This is a genomic window from Stenotrophomonas sp. AC248, assembly GCF_979258185.1.
In genome coordinates, this window is record NZ_OZ409840.1 from 2321161 (window position 1) to 2340185 (window position 19025).

The window sequence follows — 19025 nt, forward strand, 5'->3', positions numbered from 1 at the left end:
TCAGTTCTCCGCGGTACGGCTGGCAGGCGCGGCCAGGCTCAACGTCTGGGGTGTTGCCCCGGGCTCTTCGCCCGGCAGGCAGATCTCGTCATCGGCCATGCCGTGGTAACGGGCAACGATGCTGTCGAACAGGCCGGTATCCACGCCACTGAAGCGCTGCAACGGCGCACCATGGGTAGGCACTTCCAGCGCGGCCAGGCGCGCGGCGCCGAGGTGGTCGTTGCTGCTGCGCGCCTGGTCCAGCCAGACCTGGAAGTCGGCATCGGTGACCACGCGGGCCGGGAACTTCATGTCCGAGAAGCCCGAACCGCTGTAGGCCGACGACATCCCGGCGTAGGTGCCCGGGGTATGCCCGATCAGGTGCAGGCGCGTGTGCATGGCCGGCATGGTGTAGACCATGCTGCCCAGCTGCGGCACGAAGAAGGCGTTCATCATCGACTCGGAGGTGAGCTTGAAGGCCACCGGCGTATCCACCGGCATCACCAGCTCGTTGATCGTGGCCACATTGTGGTCGGGGTAGATGAACAACCACTTCCAGTTCAACGACACCACTTCCACGCGCAGGGGGGCCTTGTCCGATGCGATCGGCTTGTAGGGATCCAGCGCGTGCGTGCTCTTCCAGATCAACACGGCCAGCACCACGATGATCAGGCACGGAATGGTCCAGATCACCACCTCGATGGCGGTGGAATGCGACCAGTCCGGCGCGTAGGTGGCCTTGGTGTTGGAGGCGCGGTAGCGCCAGGCAAAGTACAGGGTAAGGATGATCACCGGGATCACCACCAGCAGCATCAGGCCGGTGCATACCAGGATCAGCTGCATCTCCTGTTCGGCGATGCTGCCCATGGGATTGAACAGTTCCAGGTTCTTGCACCCGGTGAGCAATGGCAGCAACGCTGCCAGTCCGAACCAGCGTCCGGCGCGGGCTGCACCGGCCATGGCGGCGCGGCGAGCGGGGTGTGTAGCGGGGTTCATGCGGGACGGCCCTTCCAACGCAGTGCCGGGCCGGGCGGCCCGGATCATGAAAAGTGGCGAACACCCCCCTGCATGACCGATATGCATGGGGGGTGCCCGCCGCAGCCGCGTACGTTAGGCAACGACATGATCCATACATGATGCGACACACTGTCGCAGGGCAGCGCACACCCGGGCGTAAGATGCGCCGATGCAGTGGAACACTCTCATCGCCGACGGCCACGGGCCGGTCTATCTGCGCATCGTGCAGGCCCTTGAACGCGCGGTCTGGTCCGGCGCGTTGCGGCCCGGCCAGCGCCTGCCGGCGCAGCGCGTGCTGGCCAGCGAGCTGGGCGTGGACCTCACCACCGTCACCCGTGCCTTCACCGAAGCGCGCAAGCGCGGCCTGATCGATGCACGCGGACCCCAGGGAACGTTCGTCGCCCCGCCCCAGGTGGAGCTGGCGCAGCTGGTGGACCTGAGCATGAACCTGCCGCCCAGCCCCGGCGGCGGACAGGTAGCCGACATGCTGCAGCGTGGCCTGGCCACCGTGCTCAGCCGCAGCGACGCCAGCAACCTGATGACCTACCACGTCGGCGGTGGCAGCCGCGCCGACCACCTGGCCGCACAGCAATGGCTCAAGCCGATCCTGGGCAGGCTGGACAGCGACCGGCTGGTAGTCACCGAAGGCGCGCAGGCCGCGCTGTCGGCGCTGCTGCTGGCGCTCACCGATGCCGGCGACGTCATTCTGTGCGAACCGCTGGTGTATCCCGGCCTGCTGCACGCGGCGCGCGTGCTGCAGCGCACGTTGCGGGTGGTGGAGTGCGACGAGCACGGCATGCTGCCCAGCGCGTTGCGCCGCCACGCACGTGCCAGCGGTGCACGCGTGGTCTACCTCAATCCCACCGCGCAGAACCCGACCGCGCGCACCATGCCCGAAGCACGCCGGATGGCGCTGGCCGAGGTACTGCGCAGCCTGGACCTGCGCCTGATCGAGGACGACCCGTACTGGCTGCTGGTCGGTGATGCCCCCGCCCCGCTCGCCCTGCTGGCGCCGCAGCACACCTGCTACATCTCCACCCTGTCCAAATGCCTCAGCCCGGGCCTGCACACCGGCTTCGTGCACCTGCCCGATGGCGTGGCACGGCAGCGCGTGCTCGATGCCTTGCGCGCGGTCAACCTGATGGCGCCGCCGCTGATGAACGCGCTGGTGACCCAGCTGATCCTGGACGGGTCGGCGGCCACCCTGCTGAAGCTGGTGCAGGAAGAAGCCGCCGAGCGTCGCTATCTGGCGCAGTCCACGTTGTCGCCGCGGTTCCTGCAGCACTGTGCCGGCGTGCATGCGTGGTGCCGCCTGCCCGCACAGTGGACCGACGCCAGCCTGACCCATGCGGCGCGGCTGCAGGGGCTGGGTATCGCCCCGTCGTCGGCGTTCACCCCGCAGGGCGTGGCGATCAATGACGCCGTGCGGATCTCACTGGGCGCGGCGTCGAGCCGGCAGGAACTGCACCGGGCCTTGCGGCAGTTGGATCACCTGATGCACGTGGCCGCCGACGACGCAGGTGGCTGGACGGTGTGAGCCGGCCACGCAGCGTGCCGGCTCCCCGCCCCGCCCTGCCCTCAGCGCGGCAGCGACCGCAGCATCGCCGCCTGGTCGGTCACAAAGGCCGGCGGCGGCAGGTCCAGCACCGCGTCGCGGACCGCCCGGCCCGCCAGGAAATCGGCGATGGTGCCGGCAATGGCCGGCTGCCCGAGCCACATTTCGTTGTCGTGGCTGGCGCCGCGCACCAGCAGCCACGTGTTGTTGGCGAAGCCCGGCCGCAGCGCTTCGGCGTTGGCCGGCGGGGTCCGCCCGTCCAGCGTGCCACTGATGAACAGCACCGGCACCGCGCTCCGCAGCGGCGCCCGGAACGCGTCACCCAGATCAACCAGCCCCAGCCCGTCGCCCAGCATCGGGAACGGGAAGTTCAACGCATCGCCGAACAGGCTGGTACGCGCCTGTGCCTCGGCCAAGGCACGCCGCGGCGCACTCTGGCCGGAGGCCACGTCCATCGCCAGCGACATCGCGCCGAACTGGCCGAACTCACCGCGCAGCAGCAGCACGATGTCGGCCAGCGGACCGTAGTCGCCGCGCTCGGCCTGGCGCAGCGCAAACGGCAACCACTGCTGGGTGGTGCGGCGGCCGAGCATGGCCGCCATCGCCAGCTGCAGGTCATAGGCGCCGATGGTGACCTGTTTGTCCGGGTGGAGCAGGCTCCTGCCCTGGGCGGGCTGCTGGCGCAACGTGGCCAGTACCCGCGTGGCCGAGCCGGTCAGATCCTCGAAACCCGCATCGGCCGCTGCCGCACCCAACTGCGCCAGCAGCGCATCCGCCGCCAACGGCAGCTTCAGGGTATCGTCCGGGCCTTCGCTACCCATCAACACCACCCGCTCCAGCCGGTCGCCGTGCAGGCGCACCGTGGCCAGCGCCAGGTGGGTGCCGTAGCTCATCCCCCACAGGCTGATCTTCGGCACGCCCAGGGCGCGCCGCAGGTCCTCGAGGTCGCCGGCGCTTTCCACCGTGGTGTACGCGCCCAGATCGACCCCGGCCTGTTTCCAGAACGCGACACAACGCGCTGCGGTGTCACGCAATGCGGCCAGCGCGGTGTCGCGCTGCAGCGGTTGCGCGTCATCGAACTGCTGCACATGCGGGCATGCCGGCGGGGGCTCGGACGCGCCGGCGCCGCGTTGGTCCAGCAGCAGCACGTCGGTATCGCGCCGGACCCGGTCGAACACCGGCCAGCGTGGCCCCCGCGCAGTCCCGATACCCGAGCCGCCCGGCCCACCGGCGAGATACACAACGGGTGCAGCGCGGCCGTCGCCCGCCGTCGCCCGCAGCCGGACCACGCGCAGACGCATGCGCGGCCCGTCCGGCGCCGCGTGGCGGCGCGGCACATCGAGGTAAGCCGCTTCCGCTGCGATCGTGCCGTGCGCCTGGGTCTGGTAGGCATAGGGTTCGAACACCAGCGGCGCCGCCGTGTCAGCCGCCAGCACCGGGGCAACGGCGGCGAAGGTCAGGCACAGGGTTGCCAGCCGCGTGGCCATGCCGTGCAGGCAGGAACGGGGACGATCAGCGTGCAGCATCGAAGCATGGGTCATGGCGGGCTCCAGGGAAGATGAAACAGCGGACCGCGCACCGGGGTGGCGCGGCACATCAACACACCCCCAGCATCTGCCGCCCTCGGGCGGAGAAGGCGTTCGCGTCCGCCCAACGGCTCCACGCGGGGGACCAATGTCTCCACGCAGCCGATACGATGGCCGCATGCAGATCCTCCGAACCCTCACCACCCTGGTTGTACTGGTTGCCGCGGTCACCGCCTGGCTGGTGGCGGCAGCACCGCCTGCCGGCCTGCGCTATCTGGAACCGACGGCGATGGCGCCGGCGGCGTCGGCGGATGTGCCCTCCACGCCGCCCGATGGCCTGCCCTGGCGCGCGGTGGATCAACGCGAACTGGCGCGCTGGCGCGGCCCCTACTGGCTGCGCTGGGAGGTGCCTGCCACCGCAGCGGAACAACCGGCCGACCGCACGCTGCGGCTGTCCGTGCGCGCGGCCAGCCAGCCGTACTGGAACGGCCGGCCGCTGCCGGCCAATGGCACGGTCGGGGCTACCGCGAACGAGGAGCGACCCGGGCAGGTCGACGTCCTGCGCGCGTTGCCCGCTGCGCCTGCCGCTGGCACCGACACGCTGGTGGTGCTCGCCTCCAGCCAGCATCACCGGCTGCCGCTGCGCAGCGCGGACGCCTTCATTGCGATCGGACCGGCCGCCTCGCTGTACCGTCACCCGGTGGCGCCCTGGCTGATTGCCGCGCTTGCCACCGGCGCGCTCGCGGCCGCCTGCCTGTACCTGCTGGCGGCGCAGCGCGGACGGCCACAGGTGCCCGGCGCGCGGGTCCTGCTCGCGTTGGGTGCGGTGGGCCTGGCGCTGCCGGTGCTGGAGGGCTGGCGGCCACTGCTCGGGTACGCCTACCCGTGGCATGGCCCGCGCCTGCTGGCGCTGCTGGCGCTGCATCTCGCGGCGGCGGTCCTGCTGCCGGCCTACCTTGCACGCCGCTTCGGCGTGGCGGTGCCGACCGCCCTGCGCATCGCCTATCTGGCAGCGCTGGTGGCCGTGGTGGCATTCGTGCCGGGCTTCGATGGACGCGGTGCGGCGCTGCTGTTGCTGAGCCTGCTCAGTGCCGCCGCGCTGCTGCTGCGCGCCCGCGGCGAGCCGGACGAGCGTTGGCCGATCCTGACCCTGGTGCTGGCCGGTGCGCTGGCGATTCCGCTGCTGCGCGGCGCCTTCCTGGATGGCCCGTACTTCCTGTTCCTGGCGGTGTTGATGGGATTCCTGCTGGTGCGGCACGCCGCACAGCTGCGCGTCCTGGACGCACACAACGCGCTGCTGCGCGAAGAGCGGGCGCGCCTGTCACTGCAACTGCTGCAACGCGGCATCCAGCCGCATTGGTTGATGAACACCCTGACCTGCCTGCAGGAACTGATCGAGCAGGCACCGATGCGCGCCAGCGCCCTGGTCGAAGCACTGGCCGAGCAGTTCGATCGCCTGCGCGCCAGCAGCAGCCAGCAACGGGTCGCACTGGAGGACGAACTGGCGCTGTGTCGCAACCACCTGGACATCGTGGGCATGGCGATGGAACACCACATCGCATTCGAGGTGCACGCCGACCAACACGGCCTGTGGCTGCCACCGGGGGTACTGCACGCCCAGGTGGAAAACGCGCTCACCCATGCCGGCGCGGTGGCCTGCGCGCAGCAGCCGTTCCGGCTGCACGTGCAGCGCCAAGGCGAGCGCTGGATCGTGGAGCTGCGCAGCGCGCGCGGCACGGCACCGCATCGCGGCCAGGGCACCGGCACGCGCTACATCGAAGCCAGCCTGGCGGCGGCGTGGCCAGACCGCTGGCGCTTCGTGCAGGGTGCCGACGGTACGGACTGGTACGGCCGGATGGAGCTGCCATGCGCATCCTGATCGTCGAAGACGAACTGCTGGTACGCCAGCGCCTGCTGCGCCTGTGCACCGAGCTGGCCGGCAGCCGGGCGCGGTTCGATGCGGTGGCCGACCTGGAGGCCGCCGGTGACCGCCTGCAGCGCGCGGTCTACGACGGTCTGCTGCTGGACCTGAACCTGGGGGGCGAGGACGGCTTCGAGCTGCTGCGCCGTGCCGTCGCCGGGCGTTACCACTGCGTGGTGGTGTCGGCCCATCGCGAGCGTGCGTTGCAGGCGTTCGAGCATGGCGTGCTGGATTTCGTGCCCAAGCCGTTCTCGCGCGAACGCCTGGGCCTCGCGCTGGAGCGCCTGCTCGACGTCAGCCGCGCGCGCGCCGGCAGCGCCCGCTATCTCGGCATCTGGCGGGCACAGGGTACCGCCGTGGTCGAACTGGCCGACGTGCAGTGGATCCGCGCCGACGGCGACTACAGCCAGCTGCGCATGCGCGACGGCCGCAGCGAACTGCACGACAAATCACTGGCCAGCCTGGGCGCGGTACTGCCGCCGGATTTCGTGCGCTGCCACCGCTCCTACGTGGTCAACCTGCGCCATGTGCGCAGCCTGCACGCCGGTTCGGGCAGCCGCTACTGGCTGGTACTCAACGACGGCACGGAGCTGGCCGTGGGCCGGGCGCACGTGGCCGCACTGCGCGGCGAACTCGCGCTGGGCTGACCCCGCCCCGGCACAGGCTCAGAGACCGCCGGTGGCAGCCTTGGCCTTCTTCCACGCCGCTTCGAATTCGGTGGCGGTGATGCCGTCGTCCGAATCCAGGTCGAACCACGACAGCGGCTGGTCGGCCAGCAGGAAGCGTTCGTCGCTCTGGCCGTACTTGTCGGCCCAGGTGGTCACGCTGCGGTACACCTCGACCTGGCGCACGATCACATCGCCCACGGCCTCGATGTAGACGTTGCCCTGGCCGAGATCGGACTCTGCCCAATGCTTGAAGTACTGCTTTTTGTTCGTGCTCATCGGGAAGTTCCGGGTCTGGCGCAACGTGGGGGGTGGGGAATATACCTCAGCGCCGCCGCGACGTCGCTCGCGGCTGCAGCGCATCCAGCGCCCCGGCGTTGCGCCGCGCCCAGTCGTAGATCAGCTCGATCGGCTCCACCAGCTGCACGCCCAGCGGGGTCAGCGCGTAGTCCACCGACGGCGGCACGGTGGGGTATTCGGTACGCAGCACAAGCCCGGCGGCCTCCATCTGGCGCAGGGTCTGGCTGAACATTTTTTTGGAGATGTCCGGCAGGCTGCGGTGCAGCGCATTGCTGCGCGCGGTGCCGTCGTGGCGCACCGCCAGGGTGTGCAGCACCATCGAGGTCCACTTGGTGCTGAACAGCTCCAGCACCCGCCGCGGGGCGCAGTCTTCACGCCATTGATCTTCCTCGCTGCCGGTTTTCATTGCCTGGTTACCCTTTGGTGCCTTCTTTCGAGGCGTGCGCACTTATCCTACTGTGTGCGCCTGATAGTGGATGGAAAGGCGGCAGCATGAACAACACGGCACTCGTGGTGGGCGCAACCGGCATCGTCGGCAGCGCACTGATCCGGGAACTGCAGGCGGCGGGCTGGGCGGTACACGGCCTGGCGCGCTCGCCCGGCGCCCTGCCCGCCGGGGTCGGCGCGGTGGCGGCCGATCTGCGCGACGCGCAGGCCACGCGCGACGCACTGGCGGGCCTGGCGCCGACCCACGTGTTCATCACCACCTGGTCGCGGCAGGCCAATGAGGCGGAGAACATCCGGGTCAACGCAGCGATGGTGCGGCACCTGCTTGATGCACTGCGGCCGGGCGGTTCGGTCCGGCACGTGGCGCTGGTGACGGGCCTGAAGCACTACCTGGGGCCGTTCGAGGCCTACGCGCAGGGCGCGCTGCCACAGACCCCGTTCCGCGAGGAGCAGCCGCGCCTGGACGTGGACAATTTCTACTACGCGCAGGAAGACGAGGTGTTCGCCGCCGCCGCGCGCGATGGCTTCAGCTGGAGCGTGCACCGCCCACATACGGTGATCGGTGCGGCAGTGGGCAATGCCATGAACATGGGCACCACGCTGGCGGTCTACGCCACGCTGTGCCGACACCTGGGGCGTCCGTTCTACTTCCCGGGGTCGCCAGCGCAGTGGAACGGGCTGACCGACATGACCGACGCTGGCCTGCTGGCAAGGCACCTGCTATGGGCCACGCAGACCCCGGCGGCCTTCAACCAGGCCTTCAACGTGGTCAACGGCGATGTGTTCCGCTGGCGCTGGATGTGGGAGCGGATCGCGGCGTGGTTCGATCTTGAGCCTGCCCCGTTCACTGGCGAGGTGCGGCCGCTGGAGCAGCAGATGGCCGATGACGCGTCGGTGTGGTCATCACTGGCAGCCACGCATGGCTTGGTCGAGCCCGACATCCACCGGTTGATTTCGCCTTGGCACACCGACGCCGACCTTGGGCGCCCGCTGGAAGTGATCACCGACATGTCCAAGAGCCGCCGGTTGGGCTTCCTGGACTACCAGCCCAGCGACGATGCGTTCTTCGCCCTGTTCGCGCAGCTGCGCGCACAGCGGCTGATTCCCTGAGCAGGCACGGCACGCACGCGCAACGCGGCGTGCCGCACCCGGATTACCTTCGACACTGTAGGCGCGTGGCGGCGACGGCTAGGCTGCGGCATCCGCCCGCCGGGCCCTTCGTGACGCCGCATACCGTGACCATTGCCTTGAAAGTGTCTTCGCTGTTGCTCGTCGCGCTCCCGCTCAATGCACGTGCGGCAGAACAATGGGTCGTGGCGACCGATCTGTGGGGCAACACGAATTACCAGACGCTGCAGCTGGACGTGCAGGGAACCCAGCTCACCGGCACCCTCGATGGCGACCGCGTCAGCGGCACGCTGCGCGACCGCGACGTGCGCTTCACCGCCACCGGCAACGACGGCCAGGTCTACCACTTCAACGGCCGCATCGACGAGGCACGCATGCAGGGCCAGAGTGACCAACAGGACACCAACAACCGCGCCGTGCGTGCGCAGCATGCCTTCAGCGCCTGGCGGGTGCCCGCACGCACCGGCACGGCCGCGCAACGGCATGTGTTCACGCCGGTGGATTACTCCAACACCTTCAGCGCCGACCGTGCCCCGGTGCTGGTCATCCATCCCGGCGATTCGGTGCGGACCAAGACCCTCGATTCCGGCGGGGTGGACGAGCACGGCGTCACCCGTGCGCTGTTCGGCAACCCGCAGGTGGGGCCGTTCTTCGTGGTCGGCGCCGAGCCCGGCGACACCCTGGCCATCACCCTCACCTCGCTCAAGCTCAACCGCGACTATGCCGACAGCCTGGACGGTGTGGTCGGCCGGCTGAAGACCCCGCGGGTAGCTGCCGAAGCCACCGGGCTGGGCAAGCCGGTGCGCTGGGAGCTGGACCGGGTGCGCGGCATGGCGCGGCCGAAGGACGCCAGCGGCGCCATGAAACAGTTCGAAGTGCCGGTGAAGCCGATGCTGGGCGGGCTGGCGGTGGCACCGGGCTTCGGCTACCCGCCATTCTCCACCGGCGACACCGCCGACTTCGGCGGCAACATGGATTTCAACGCGGTCGTGGAAGGCAACACCGTCTACCTGCCGGTGCAGCAACCCGGCGCACTCCTGTATCTCGGCGATGGCCACGCCCTGCAGGGCGATGGTGAAACCACCCAGTGGGCCCTGGAAACCTCGCTCGATGTCGAGGTGCGGGTGGCGCTGGTGAAGCGGCAGTCGATCGCCACGCCCCGGGTCGAGTCGCCCACCCAGATCATGACCCTTGGGCAGGCCGGCTCCAGCGACGACGCGCTGCGCGTGGCGCACCTCCGGAATGCTGCAGTGGCTGCGCCAGGGCTATGGGCTGACCCTGTCCGAAGCCACCCAGGTGCTGGGCGTGGCGGTGCAGTACCACGTCGCCAACCTGGCCGGCCGCAGCGTCGGCGTCGCCGCGAAACTGGACAAGGCCGTGTTGCGCACCCTGCCCGCGCCGCCGCCGGCAACACGGGACTAGACGACCGGTCTAATCGGGCGTAGAGTGCGCCCCATGAGCACAGCGACCGCCCCTGAACCCCACGACGTCCGCGACAGGATCCTGGCCACCGGCCAGCGGATCATGGGCGGCAAGGGCTTTTCGGCGGTCGGCCTGAATGAGGTGCTCACTGCCGCCGGCGTGCCCAAGGGGTCGTTCTATCACTACTTCGGCTCCAAGGAAGCGTTCGGCGAGGCCCTGCTGGAAGACTACTTCGCGGACTATCTCGCCGAGATGGACGCCACCTTCCGCCAGCCCGGCCTGAGCAAGGCGCAGCAGCTGGAGGCGTATTTCCGCGCCTGGCGGGGTGCCCAGTCGTTCGAGGATTGCCAGGGAAAGTGCCTGGCGGTGAAGCTCGGCGCCGAAGTGGCCGACCTGTCGGCCAGCATGCGCGCGGCCTTGCAACGCGGCACGGCCGGCATCGTCGAGCGCCTGGCGCGGGCGATCGAGGCCGGCGTCGCCGACGGCTCACTCCGCATCCACGGCGATCCCACTACGGTGGCCCAGAGCCTGTACCAGCTGTGGCTGGGCGCCAGCATCATGGTCAAAATCACCCGTACCCTGCAGCCCTTCGATACGGCGCTGAGCGCGACCCGGCAAGCACTTCACCCCTCGGCCTGACCGGTCGGGAAACACCGCAGGCACTTCCTGGCGACGTGCCTTTTCATTCGCCCACATCGTAGACGACTGGTCTACTCATCTCACCCGCCCATCCGGAGCTACCCCATGAAGATCCTCATCGTCCTCACCTCCCACGACCAGCTTGGCGACACCGGCCGCAAGACCGGCTTCTGGCTGGAAGAGCTTGCCGCGCCCTACTACGCCTTCACCGACGCCGGCGCGCAGATCGTGTTGGCCTCGCCCAAGGGCGGCCAGCCGCCGCTGGACCCCAAGAGCAACGAGCCCGACTTTCAGACCGACCTCACCCGTCGCTTCGAGGCCGATCCGGCTGCGACCGCGCAACTGGCCAGCACCGTGCGCCTGGACAGCGTCCGCCAGCAGGACTTCGACGCCGTGTTCTATCCCGGCGGCCACGGCCCGCTGTGGGACTTGGCCAACGACAGCCACTCCATCGCCCTGATCGAATCGTTCATTGCCGCCAACAAGCCGGTCGCGCTGGTCTGCCATGCCCCGGGCGTGCTGCGCGACGTCAAGGCCGCGGACGGTTCGCCGCTTGTGGCGGGCAAGAAGGTCACCGGCTTCACCAACAGTGAGGAAGCCGGCGTCGGCCTGACCGAGGTGGTGCCGTTCCTGGTCGAAGACATGCTCCAGGCGGCCGGCGGCCACTACTCCAAGGGGCCCGACTGGGGCGCGTACGTGGTCAGCGATGGCCTGTTGATCACCGGGCAGAACCCGGGCTCGTCGGCGGAGACCGCGGCCGTGCTGGTGAAGCACCTGGGTGCGTCGGGCAACCCCTGAGGCCTGACCGCAGCGAGGCCGGCACGCGATGACGCGCCGGCCTTGCTGCATTCCGCCGGTCATGCGCTCGGGGCGCTGCGGCGCTCCCGCGCGGGGATGACGCGGAACATGCGCTACATCATCCGCGGCGCACGGCGCACGGCGACCGCGCCAGTCGAGCGACGCAGCGCGTACTGGGCAAGGCGCCACACCACCTGCCGACTCACTGCCGAGATCAGCATCGGCACGCACGCCACCAGCGCAGGCAGGATCGCACCGAACACGGCGGTCATGCCGATGACGAATCCGAACAGGTACTCCGCGCGGTAGGTGGGAAACAGCACACTGGCCATCAACACCCCCAGCATTACCTGCGTTGCAGCAGGTTCGCCCTGGGTCACAAACGCAACCGAGAGTGCGACGCCCGCGGCGAGCGCGCCGAGGAAGCCGGCGACAGCAGGCCACCACGCGCGTGCGCGCGCACAGGTGCGCCGGCTCACTTCCCAGCCCGCCAGGACGCCAAGCAATGGCAGCACCAGCAGTCCCCACGCGTTGGAGATGGCCGGCAGGCTTGCATCATTGAGCAGGTGATGGCGCTGGATGCCACCATGGCTGTACTCCCAGCCCAGGTGTATCAGGGCCGCGGTCATCCCGACGATGACGGCGCCGGGCAGTATCCAGCGCGATGGGGGACTCGCCATCCTCACATCCTTTGATCGTGACCCGGGGTCCAGTGCCGCCAGCTTAGGGAGCGTGTGCTTTCCGGGCCATGTGCCGGGCGGCATCGTGACCAACGGCGGTCTGGCCGCTGCGTTCGGTGTCATGGGGCGATACCGCCGGTAGTGCAGGCGCCTCGAAGCACGCCACCAGATGGTCCACGAGCGATCGCACCGAGGGCAGCAGATGGCGGCGCGAGGGCAGCAGCGCGTGCACCACATGGCCGGGCGCGGCCCATCCCGGCAGCAGTTCCACCAGCCGCCCCGCCTGCAGGTCGTCGGCCACCATCGTACGCGGCAGGATGGCCACGCCGGCCGCGCCCAGCGCGGCATGGTAGATGCACGCGACGTCGTCGGTGACCATGCGCGGCTGGTGGCGGATCGTGGCCACCGCGCCGTCGGCATGCTCGAACGACCATTCGTGGGTTGTTCGCGGGCTGCCCAGTTCCAGGGTGGCAAAGGCCGCCACGTCCGCCGGGCCGACCGGGTGCGCACGGTCCTTGAGCAGGTCCGGGTGGGCCACCAGTACGCATTCGCGTCGGGCCAACACGCGCTGGATCAGTTCGGAGTCGTTCAACTGCCCGGTGCTTTCGCGGATGGCGATATCAAACCCCTCGGCGATGATATCGATGGGTCGGTTGTACACCTTCAGATACACGCTGACCTTGGTGTTGATGGCGATGTAGTCCGCCACCATGCGGCTCACCCCGCCCTGCAGGAGGTCGTTGCTGCAGGTGATGCGCAGCAGCCCGCAGGGCTCTGAACGGGTGAGGTCGACCAGCGCACGCGCCGCATCGGCCTGCGCGATCATGGCCTTGCAGTGATCCAGGAACAGCCTGCCCAGCTCGGTCACGGAGAATTGGCGGCTTGAACGCTGGATCAGGCGCACCCCCAGTTGCGCCTCCAGCAGTGCAATACGCCGGCTGAGCTTGGACTTGGGCACATTCAGCGCCCTGCCGGCCTGGGCGAACCCGCCGTGCTCGACCACCATCGCAAAGTAGAAAAGGTCGTTGAAGTCCTGCATGGGCGTCGGGTCTCGGGGTTGCGGAAGCACCCACAGCGGCCCGCTGTCGGTGATGTACCCAGCTTGCACCCGGATCCTGTCGGGTGCATGCCAATCATCGTTCACCTGATAGGACGCTGGTGGCAATTTTTGCCGTCTACCGGGGCAAAACCGCCGGGGCTACGGTGTGCGCCATCGGAGTCGCTGCGACCCCGGAGCGAGGGTGAACGTGAAGAACATACTTGGCGTGTACAGCGCCCCCAGGCCGCATTGGGTGGGCGACGGCTTCCCTGCCCTCTCGCTGTTTTCCTACACCACCCACGGCCAGCAGTTGAGTCCCTTCCTGCTGCTGGACCGCGCCGGGCCCCACACCTTCACCCCCTCGGCGCACGTGCGCGGCATCGGCCAGCACCCGCACCGGGGATTCGAGACCGTCACCCTGGTGTATGAGGGGGAGGTGTCCCACCGCGACTCCACCGGCGCCGGCGGCACCATCGGCCCGGGCGACGTGCAGTGGATGACGGCGGCGTCGGGAATACTGCACGAAGAGTTCCATTCCCCGGCCTTCAGCCAGCGGGGCGGCACCCTGGACATGGTGCAGTTGTGGGTCAACCTGCCTGCGCGGGACAAGCAGCGTGCCCCCGGCTACCAGAGCCTGGACGCCAGCACGATCCCGGTCGTGCCGCTGGCCGACGGGGCCGGGCAGCTGCGGGTGATCGCCGGCACCTTCGAGGGCTGCCAGGGCCCCGCCCGTACCCATACCCCCATGGACGTCTGGGACCTGCGCCTCAACGCGGGCGCACACCTCACCCTGCCGGCCATCGAGGGCTGGACCACGGTGGTGGTGGTGCTCAAGGGCGAGGTGCGGCTCAACGCAGGCGATGCGATCGGGCCGGCGCAGTTCGCGATGTTCGAACGCCACGGCCAGTCCATCCAGGTCGATGCCATCGGCGATGCGACGCTGCTCCTGCTGGGCGGCGAGCCCATCGATGAGCCGCTGGTCGGGCATGGCCCGTTCGTCATGAACAGCGCGGCCGAGATCGCGCAGGCCATGGCCGATTTCAACACCGGCCGGTTCGGCCAGATCCCCGCGTGACCCGATTCGACGGCCGCCGCCAACGCGCGGCCCGTCGCACTGCTCTCTCCCCCAACCCACGGAAGTGACCATGAGCGTTCCCGCCAACTTCAACGGCAGCAAGCCGATCATCAACCCCGCAGACGCGGCCATGCTGTTGATCGATCACCAGAGCGGGCTGTTCCAGACCATCGGCGACATGCCCTTTTCCCGTGTGCGCGCGCATGCCGTCGCGCTGGCGCGCATGGCCACGCTGTGCGGCCTGCCGGTGATCACCACCGCCTCCGTGCCGCAAGGTCCCAACGGCCCGCTGATCCCGGAGATCCACCAGAACGCACCGCACGCCACCTACGTGGCGCGGCGCGGCGAAATCAACGCCTGGGACAACCCCGAATTCGTCGCGGCGGTCAAGGCCACCGGTCGCCGGCAGCTGATCATCGCCGGCACCATCACCAGTGTCTGCATGGCCTTCCCGAGCATCGCCGCCGTGGCCGACGGCTACCAGGTGTTTGCGGTGGTGGATGCCTCGGGCACCTATTCCAAGATGGCCGAAGAGATCACCCTGGCGCGCGTGGTGCAGGCCGGCGTCGTGCCGATGGACACCGCCGCGGTGGCCTCCGAGCTGCAGAAAACGTGGCACCGCGACGACGCCCCGCAGTGGGCCGAGGTCTATACGCAGATCTTCCCCAACTACCAGCTGCTGATCGAAAGCCACGCCAAGGCGCAGGACGTCCAGAAGAACGGCGAAGCCCTGGATTCCCAGCGCGCCTGAGGCAACGGGCGGGCGAGTTGCCGCGGCCGTAAGTGCCCGGAAGACCGCCCTGCCCCGTGGCACCGCATCCCCGACCCCAAAGGAGACACCCCATGGCAAGCGAACCTGTCCGCGATCCCATCGCCGACCACCTGTTGACCCCGCAGAATGCGGCCTTCGTGATCATCGACTACCAACCCGTGCAGGTGAACTCCATCGCTTCGATGGATCGCCAGCTGCTGGTCAACAACATCGTAGGCACCGCACAGGCGGCCGTGGCCTACGGCCTGCCGATCGTGCATTCCACGGTCAACGTCAAGACCGGCCTGAACAAGCCGCCCATTCCGCAGCTGCGCAAGGTGCTGGACGGCATTCCGACCTACGACCGCACCACCATCAATTCGTGGGAAGACACGGAGTTCCGCAAGGCAGTTGAGGCCACCGGCCGCAGGAAGCTGATCATGACCGCGCTCTGGACCGAAGCCTGCCTCACCTTCCCGGCCCTGGACGCGCTCAAGGAAGGCTATGAGGTGTACGTGGTGGTGGATGCGGTGGGCGGCACCTCGCTGGCCGCCCATGACGCCGCGCTGCGTCGCGTCGAACGGGCCGGTGCCCAGCTGATCAGCGTCACCCAGTTGTTCTGCGAACTGCAGCGCGACTGGAACCGCAGTGACACGGTGCCGGCCTTCATGAAGCTCTTCATCGAGACCGGTGGCACCGCCGGTATCCAGTTCTCCTACGACCGGACCGAGTAACCCGCGGTCAACCCGGCCGGCACCTGCCGGTCGGGTTGCTCCTGCCAGGGCGACCCGACCGGCGCGGGGCCGGCACATCAGCTACCCGCGGGCGCCGCCACCGGGGTGATGCGCCAGATGGTATTGGCCAGGTCATCGGCCACGATCACCGCCCCGCGCGGATCCAGCGTGACTCCGACCGGCCGGCCCCGGGTCCGGCCGTCATCGCCGCGGAAACCGCTGGCGAAATCGATCGGCTCGCCCGCCGGGCGCCCGTCACGGAACGGCACGAACACCACCGTGTAGCCCACCGGCGGGTTGCGGTTCCAGCTGCCGTGCTCACCCACGAACACCCCGTCGGCGAACGCGGGGCCCATCGCCGCTGACGAGAAGGTCACGCCCAGCGCGGCCACATGCGACCCCAGCGCGTAATCCGGGGCGATGGCCGTGGCCACCTTCTGCGGGTTCTGCGGCATCACCCGCACGTCCACGTTCTTGCCCCAGTAGCTGTAAGGCCACCCGTAGAACGCGCCTTCGCGTACCGAGGTGAGGTAGTCCGGCACCAGGTTGGGGCCGATCTCATCGCGCTCGTTGACCACCGCCCACAGCACCCCCGTGCCCGGCTGCACGGTCAGCGCGGTGGGATTGCGCAGGCCCGTGGCATACACCTTGTGCGCGCCGGTCTGTGCATCCACCTGCCATACCTGCGCGCGGTCGATTTCCACCGCCATGCCGCGCTCGGTGATGTTGCTGTTGGAGCCGATACCCACATAGAGGTAGCGCCCGTCGGCACTGGCGGCCAGCGACTTGGTCCAGTGATGGTTGATCGCCGCCGGCAGGTCGGTGACCTTGCTGGGCGCGCCACTGGCCTTGGTCTGGCCCGGCTGGTAGGCAAAGCGCACCAGCGCGTCCTGGTTGGCCACATACAGCGCATCGCCGATCAACGCCAGGCCGTAGGGCGCGTTGAGGTGGTCGGCAAACACGGTCTTGAGTTCGTACACCCCGTCGCCATCGGCATCACGCAACAAGGTGAGGCGGTTGCCGCTTTTCACGGCGGTGTTGCCTTTGGACTTGATGCGGCCGGCAATGACGTCCTTGGGTTTCAGGTTCGGAGCGCTGCCGCCGCGTCCTTCCGCCACCAGAATGTCGCCGTTGGGCAGCACCAGCGTCTGCCGCGGAATGGCCAGGCCGGTGGCAATCGCCGAAATGCGATAGCCGGTTGGCACGGTGGGCGTGCGATCGCCCCAACTGGCCGGCTTGGCGATGGTCATGTCCGGCATCAGGGTACGGTTGGGCGCGGGCAGTTCGGGGGTGGCGCCGTACTGTTCAAGCTCGGGTGCCTTGTTGCTGCACGCCGAGAGCGCGATGGCCAGCACCGATACGGTGAACATGGCGGTCTGTGGGCGCTTCATCGTGCACCTCCCACGCGCAGGCGGGCGAATCCGACCCAGGTGGCGAGCAGGGCCAGCACCGTGACAATCGCCGACAGCACCAGCGCCCCCGGCATGATGGCCCAGGCATCACGGGCGTGATGCAGCGAATTGAAGAAGCCCACCGCCCAGGTAAGCACCAGCAACGCGGTGTAGGCGCGCGCGCGGCTGCCGCGCGCCAGGCCCACCAGGGCGCACAGCAGCGCCAGGGTAGTGATCACCATGGCGCCCACCAGCAGCCAGGCCGCGAAGTTGCTCCATTGGATCTCGTAGCTGCTCCAGTAGGCGTAGTCGGCCAGCAGCGCGCCCAGGAACAACGGCAGTACGCCGCCCAGCACCGCTGCATGGAAAGGATGGAGGGCCCATGGGCGGGCCAGCAAGGCAGTCGAGTTCACGGCGGTCTCCAGATGGACGGATGTCCGGACCCCACCGATGCTGCCAGCCGACGGTGATACGCCATGTGATGCACGGCGACGGCGCGGCGCGGATGCGCCGTGCAGGCGTACGGATCAGGTGCCCGCGTCGGCCTTAGCCTGGTAGGAATCCTCGAAATCCAGGTAGTCCTCGTGCAGCCCCTGCACCAGCCGCCCTGTCGGGCCGTCGGGCCCGGTTTCCATCAGTTGCCACCCCGGCATCCGCGCGTCGTCGCTCATGCCACCCTCATCAAGCACCATCACGAACGCGTTGCCCAGTGCCTTGGCATAGGCCCGCAGCAGCGCGTGCAGCGCAGCCGGGTCCACCGCGGCGCGCAGCGTCTGCAGGGTGTCCTGCAGATCCGGCTGATCGTAGAGGGCGTCGGACAGCACGTGCTCCACGTCGTCGGCCAGTACGTGGACGTCGTGCAGCACGCGGAACCGGGCGAACTGCGCGATGTTCTCGGACAGCTCGCTGCTCACCCAGTCGCGCGGGGCGGTGCACCCCGCTGCCTGCATGGCGGCGGTGAGCTGGGCACGGCGTTCGGTCTTGTCGTCGGTAGTACGCATGGAGGTGGCGTCCTTGGCATGCAGCGTGGGAGTGGACCGCCCATGCTACCCAAGCGCGGCCCTACGCGTCTGCCTCGCATGGTCGCCTCAGCGCGCGTCCGGGAAGCCTGCCTCGGCCAGCGCCGCCACGAACACCGCTTCGCTCAGGGTGCTCTCCACCCGCACCTCGCGCGCCGCCGGGTCGGTCTCGATGCGCGCGTTGGGGTCTACGTCCATCAGTGCCTTGGTCACGGAACGGGCACAGCCGCCGCAGGTCATGGTGGGAATGTTGAAACGGAACATGCAGGACGCCTTGTGGGAAAAGTGTCCGCTTACTTTCCGGCCTGACAGCATGGCAAGGTCAAGCGGTGTCGTGCACGTGGCAAGGCAGGGTTCACTTTGCCGCACGACGGCGCGATGCCACCGGCCCATCGGTGCCGAAACGCGGTGCGCGATGGGGCGCCACGGTGCCCGGTGTGGCAGCGGCGTCGGCCTGCTCGGCGAGGTCGGCAATGATCGGACAGTCCGGCCGATCGTTGCCGTGGCAGTGCGCGGCGAGGTGTTCCAGGGTCATCGCCATCGCCTCCAGTTCGGCAATGCGCGTGCGCAGTCCCGCCACGTGCGCCAGCGCCACCGCCTTGACGTCCGCGCTGGCGCGGTCGCGGTCGTTCCACAACGTCAGCAGTTCGGCGATCTGTTCAACCGGGAACCCCAGGTCACGCGCGCGCCGGATGAAGCGCAGGCTGTGCGCGTCCTGCGTGCTGTAGGTGCGGTAGCCCGCTGTGCTGCGTGCGGCCTGCGGAATCAGGCCGATCTGTTCGTAGTACCGGATCATCTTCGCCGACACGCCGGAGAAGGCGGCCGCCTGGCCAATGTTCAACATGGTGTACTCCTGGGAAACCTGCCGCCCTGCGGGGGTGCGTTCGGTGTGGTCCATGCATGCCTGGCGCCAGCGGGGCGCCAGCCGGGCAGAGCCCG

21 protein-coding genes are annotated in these 19025 nt (G+C 68.9%); 10 read left to right on the forward strand and 11 right to left on the reverse strand.

Annotated elements, in window-relative coordinates:
- Complete coding sequence (gene cyoA / locus ACZ0AE_RS10530) at positions 1-975, reverse strand: ubiquinol oxidase subunit II (RefSeq protein WP_463601053.1); 975 nt, start codon at positions 973-975, stop codon at positions 1-3.
- 190 nt (positions 976-1165) lie between these two features.
- Here cyoA and ACZ0AE_RS10535 point away from each other — a divergent pair, with 190 nt between their 5' ends.
- A complete protein-coding gene (locus ACZ0AE_RS10535) occupies positions 1166-2533 on the forward strand; it encodes an aminotransferase-like domain-containing protein (RefSeq protein WP_463601054.1) in 1368 nt (455 codons plus the stop codon).
- 41 nt (positions 2534-2574) lie between these two features.
- Here the strand turns inward: ACZ0AE_RS10535 and ACZ0AE_RS10540 are convergent, their stop codons facing one another.
- Entirely contained in the window at positions 2575-4092 is a 1518-nt protein-coding gene (locus tag ACZ0AE_RS10540) for an alpha/beta fold hydrolase (RefSeq protein WP_463601055.1), read from the reverse strand.
- Positions 4093-4255: 163 nt separating this feature from the next.
- On the opposite strand from ACZ0AE_RS10540, the gene ACZ0AE_RS10545 reads away from it, so the two are divergent.
- Together ACZ0AE_RS10545 and ACZ0AE_RS10550 are read left to right on the forward strand one after the other, a co-directional pair.
- The gene (locus ACZ0AE_RS10545; RefSeq protein WP_463601056.1) at positions 4256-5956 is read left to right on the forward strand and encodes a histidine kinase; all 1701 of its coding nucleotides are present in this window, start codon (positions 4256-4258) and stop codon (positions 5954-5956) included.
- On the forward strand, positions 5944-6645 hold the full coding sequence (locus ACZ0AE_RS10550; RefSeq protein WP_354285981.1) for a response regulator transcription factor: 702 nt from the start codon (positions 5944-5946) through the stop codon (positions 6643-6645). The genes ACZ0AE_RS10545 and ACZ0AE_RS10550 overlap by 13 nt, the downstream gene beginning before the upstream one ends.
- 18 nt (positions 6646-6663) lie before the next feature.
- Here the strand turns inward: ACZ0AE_RS10550 and ACZ0AE_RS10555 are convergent, their stop codons facing one another.
- The gene (locus ACZ0AE_RS10555; protein ID WP_137189594.1) at positions 6664-6942 is read right to left on the reverse strand and encodes a hypothetical protein; all 279 of its coding nucleotides are present in this window, start codon (positions 6940-6942) and stop codon (positions 6664-6666) included.
- A gap of 46 nt (positions 6943-6988) precedes the next feature.
- Complete coding sequence (locus ACZ0AE_RS10560) at positions 6989-7369, reverse strand: winged helix-turn-helix transcriptional regulator (RefSeq protein WP_038688119.1); 381 nt, start codon at positions 7367-7369, stop codon at positions 6989-6991.
- 86 nt (positions 7370-7455) lie between these two features.
- On the opposite strand from ACZ0AE_RS10560, the gene ACZ0AE_RS10565 reads away from it, so the two are divergent.
- The 4 genes from ACZ0AE_RS10565 (at position 7456) to ACZ0AE_RS10580 (ending at position 11397) form a co-directional block, all read left to right on the forward strand.
- A complete protein-coding gene (locus ACZ0AE_RS10565; protein WP_463601057.1) occupies positions 7456-8520 on the forward strand; it encodes an SDR family oxidoreductase in 1065 nt (354 codons plus the stop codon).
- A gap of 203 nt (positions 8521-8723) precedes the next feature.
- Positions 8724-9983, forward strand: coding sequence for an acetamidase/formamidase family protein (locus tag ACZ0AE_RS10570; RefSeq protein ID WP_463601058.1), 1260 nt, complete (start codon positions 8724-8726; stop codon positions 9981-9983).
- A gap of 10 nt (positions 9984-9993) precedes the next feature.
- A complete protein-coding gene (locus ACZ0AE_RS10575; RefSeq protein WP_463601059.1) occupies positions 9994-10599 on the forward strand; it encodes a TetR/AcrR family transcriptional regulator in 606 nt (201 codons plus the stop codon).
- A gap of 105 nt (positions 10600-10704) precedes the next feature.
- Positions 10705-11397 carry a type 1 glutamine amidotransferase domain-containing protein gene (locus ACZ0AE_RS10580; protein ID WP_463601060.1) on the forward strand — a complete coding sequence of 231 codons (693 nt, stop codon included), beginning with the start codon at positions 10705-10707 and terminating at the stop codon, positions 11395-11397.
- Positions 11398-11510: 113 nt separating this feature from the next.
- Here ACZ0AE_RS10580 and ACZ0AE_RS10585 read toward each other — a convergent pair whose 3' ends face one another.
- Positions 11511-12026 (reverse strand): hypothetical protein, encoded by a 516-nt coding sequence (locus ACZ0AE_RS10585; RefSeq protein ID WP_463601061.1) that lies wholly within the window; start codon positions 12024-12026, stop codon positions 11511-11513.
- Positions 12027-12120: 94 nt separating this feature from the next.
- On the reverse strand, positions 12121-13116 hold the full coding sequence (locus tag ACZ0AE_RS10590) for a LysR substrate-binding domain-containing protein (RefSeq protein ID WP_463601062.1): 996 nt from the start codon (positions 13114-13116) through the stop codon (positions 12121-12123).
- 208 nt (positions 13117-13324) lie between these two features.
- Here ACZ0AE_RS10590 and ACZ0AE_RS10595 point away from each other — a divergent pair, with 208 nt between their 5' ends.
- From ACZ0AE_RS10595 to ACZ0AE_RS10605, 3 genes are all read left to right on the forward strand, one after another.
- Positions 13325-14191 carry a pirin family protein gene (locus tag ACZ0AE_RS10595; RefSeq protein ID WP_463601063.1) on the forward strand — a complete coding sequence of 289 codons (867 nt, stop codon included), beginning with the start codon at positions 13325-13327 and terminating at the stop codon, positions 14189-14191.
- Positions 14192-14261: 70 nt separating this feature from the next.
- Positions 14262-14942 (forward strand): hydrolase, encoded by a 681-nt coding sequence (locus ACZ0AE_RS10600; RefSeq protein WP_463601064.1) that lies wholly within the window; start codon positions 14262-14264, stop codon positions 14940-14942.
- Positions 14943-15034: 92 nt separating this feature from the next.
- Positions 15035-15676, forward strand: coding sequence for a hydrolase (locus ACZ0AE_RS10605; protein ID WP_463601065.1), 642 nt, complete (start codon positions 15035-15037; stop codon positions 15674-15676).
- Between the two features lie 77 nt (positions 15677-15753).
- Here the strand turns inward: ACZ0AE_RS10605 and ACZ0AE_RS10610 are convergent, their stop codons facing one another.
- The 5 genes from ACZ0AE_RS10610 to cueR form a co-directional block, all read right to left on the reverse strand.
- On the reverse strand, positions 15754-17067 hold the full coding sequence (locus ACZ0AE_RS10610) for a PQQ-dependent sugar dehydrogenase (RefSeq protein ID WP_463601066.1): 1314 nt from the start codon (positions 17065-17067) through the stop codon (positions 15754-15756).
- A complete protein-coding gene (locus ACZ0AE_RS10615) occupies positions 17064-17480 on the reverse strand; it encodes a DUF2231 domain-containing protein (protein ID WP_320491048.1) in 417 nt (138 codons plus the stop codon). Before ACZ0AE_RS10615 ends, ACZ0AE_RS10610 begins: the two co-directional genes overlap by 4 nt.
- Before the next feature lie 114 nt (positions 17481-17594).
- Positions 17595-18068: a hypothetical protein gene (locus ACZ0AE_RS10620; RefSeq protein ID WP_448133780.1), complete on the reverse strand. Its 474-nt coding sequence runs from the start codon at positions 18066-18068 to the stop codon at positions 17595-17597.
- Between the two features lie 87 nt (positions 18069-18155).
- A complete protein-coding gene (locus ACZ0AE_RS10625) occupies positions 18156-18350 on the reverse strand; it encodes a heavy-metal-associated domain-containing protein (protein ID WP_320491052.1) in 195 nt (64 codons plus the stop codon).
- 91 nt (positions 18351-18441) lie between these two features.
- On the reverse strand, positions 18442-18927 hold the full coding sequence (cueR, locus tag ACZ0AE_RS10630; protein ID WP_038692163.1) for a Cu(I)-responsive transcriptional regulator: 486 nt from the start codon (positions 18925-18927) through the stop codon (positions 18442-18444).
- Positions 18928-19025: the final 98 nt, after the last annotated feature.

Coding starts and splice junctions, on each gene's coding strand:
- ACZ0AE_RS10560 (WP_038688119.1), bottom strand. CDS start 7,369: ATGAAAACCGGCAGCGAGGAAGATCAATGGCGTGAAGACTGCGCCCCG.
- ACZ0AE_RS10605 (WP_463601065.1), top strand. CDS start 15,035: ATGGCAAGCGAACCTGTCCGCGATCCCATCGCCGACCACCTGTTGACC.
- ACZ0AE_RS10600 (WP_463601064.1), top strand. CDS start 14,262: ATGAGCGTTCCCGCCAACTTCAACGGCAGCAAGCCGATCATCAACCCC.
- cyoA (WP_463601053.1), bottom strand. CDS start 975: ATGAACCCCGCTACACACCCCGCTCGCCGCGCCGCCATGGCCGGTGCA.
- ACZ0AE_RS10550 (WP_354285981.1), top strand. CDS start 5,944: ATGCGCATCCTGATCGTCGAAGACGAACTGCTGGTACGCCAGCGCCTG.
- ACZ0AE_RS10540 (WP_463601055.1), bottom strand. CDS start 4,092: ATGACCCATGCTTCGATGCTGCACGCTGATCGTCCCCGTTCCTGCCTG.
- ACZ0AE_RS10610 (WP_463601066.1), bottom strand. CDS start 17,067: ATGAAGCGCCCACAGACCGCCATGTTCACCGTATCGGTGCTGGCCATC.
- ACZ0AE_RS10535 (WP_463601054.1), top strand. CDS start 1,166: ATGCAGTGGAACACTCTCATCGCCGACGGCCACGGGCCGGTCTATCTG.
- ACZ0AE_RS10625 (WP_320491052.1), bottom strand. CDS start 18,350: ATGTTCCGTTTCAACATTCCCACCATGACCTGCGGCGGCTGTGCCCGT.
- ACZ0AE_RS10620 (WP_448133780.1), bottom strand. CDS start 18,068: ATGCGTACTACCGACGACAAGACCGAACGCCGTGCCCAGCTCACCGCC.
- ACZ0AE_RS10590 (WP_463601062.1), bottom strand. CDS start 13,116: ATGCAGGACTTCAACGACCTTTTCTACTTTGCGATGGTGGTCGAGCAC.
- ACZ0AE_RS10580 (WP_463601060.1), top strand. CDS start 10,705: ATGAAGATCCTCATCGTCCTCACCTCCCACGACCAGCTTGGCGACACC.
- ACZ0AE_RS10575 (WP_463601059.1), top strand. CDS start 9,994: ATGAGCACAGCGACCGCCCCTGAACCCCACGACGTCCGCGACAGGATC.
- ACZ0AE_RS10545 (WP_463601056.1), top strand. CDS start 4,256: ATGCAGATCCTCCGAACCCTCACCACCCTGGTTGTACTGGTTGCCGCG.
- ACZ0AE_RS10565 (WP_463601057.1), top strand. CDS start 7,456: ATGAACAACACGGCACTCGTGGTGGGCGCAACCGGCATCGTCGGCAGC.
- ACZ0AE_RS10585 (WP_463601061.1), bottom strand. CDS start 12,026: ATGACCGCGGCCCTGATACACCTGGGCTGGGAGTACAGCCATGGTGGC.
- ACZ0AE_RS10555 (WP_137189594.1), bottom strand. CDS start 6,942: ATGAGCACGAACAAAAAGCAGTACTTCAAGCATTGGGCAGAGTCCGAT.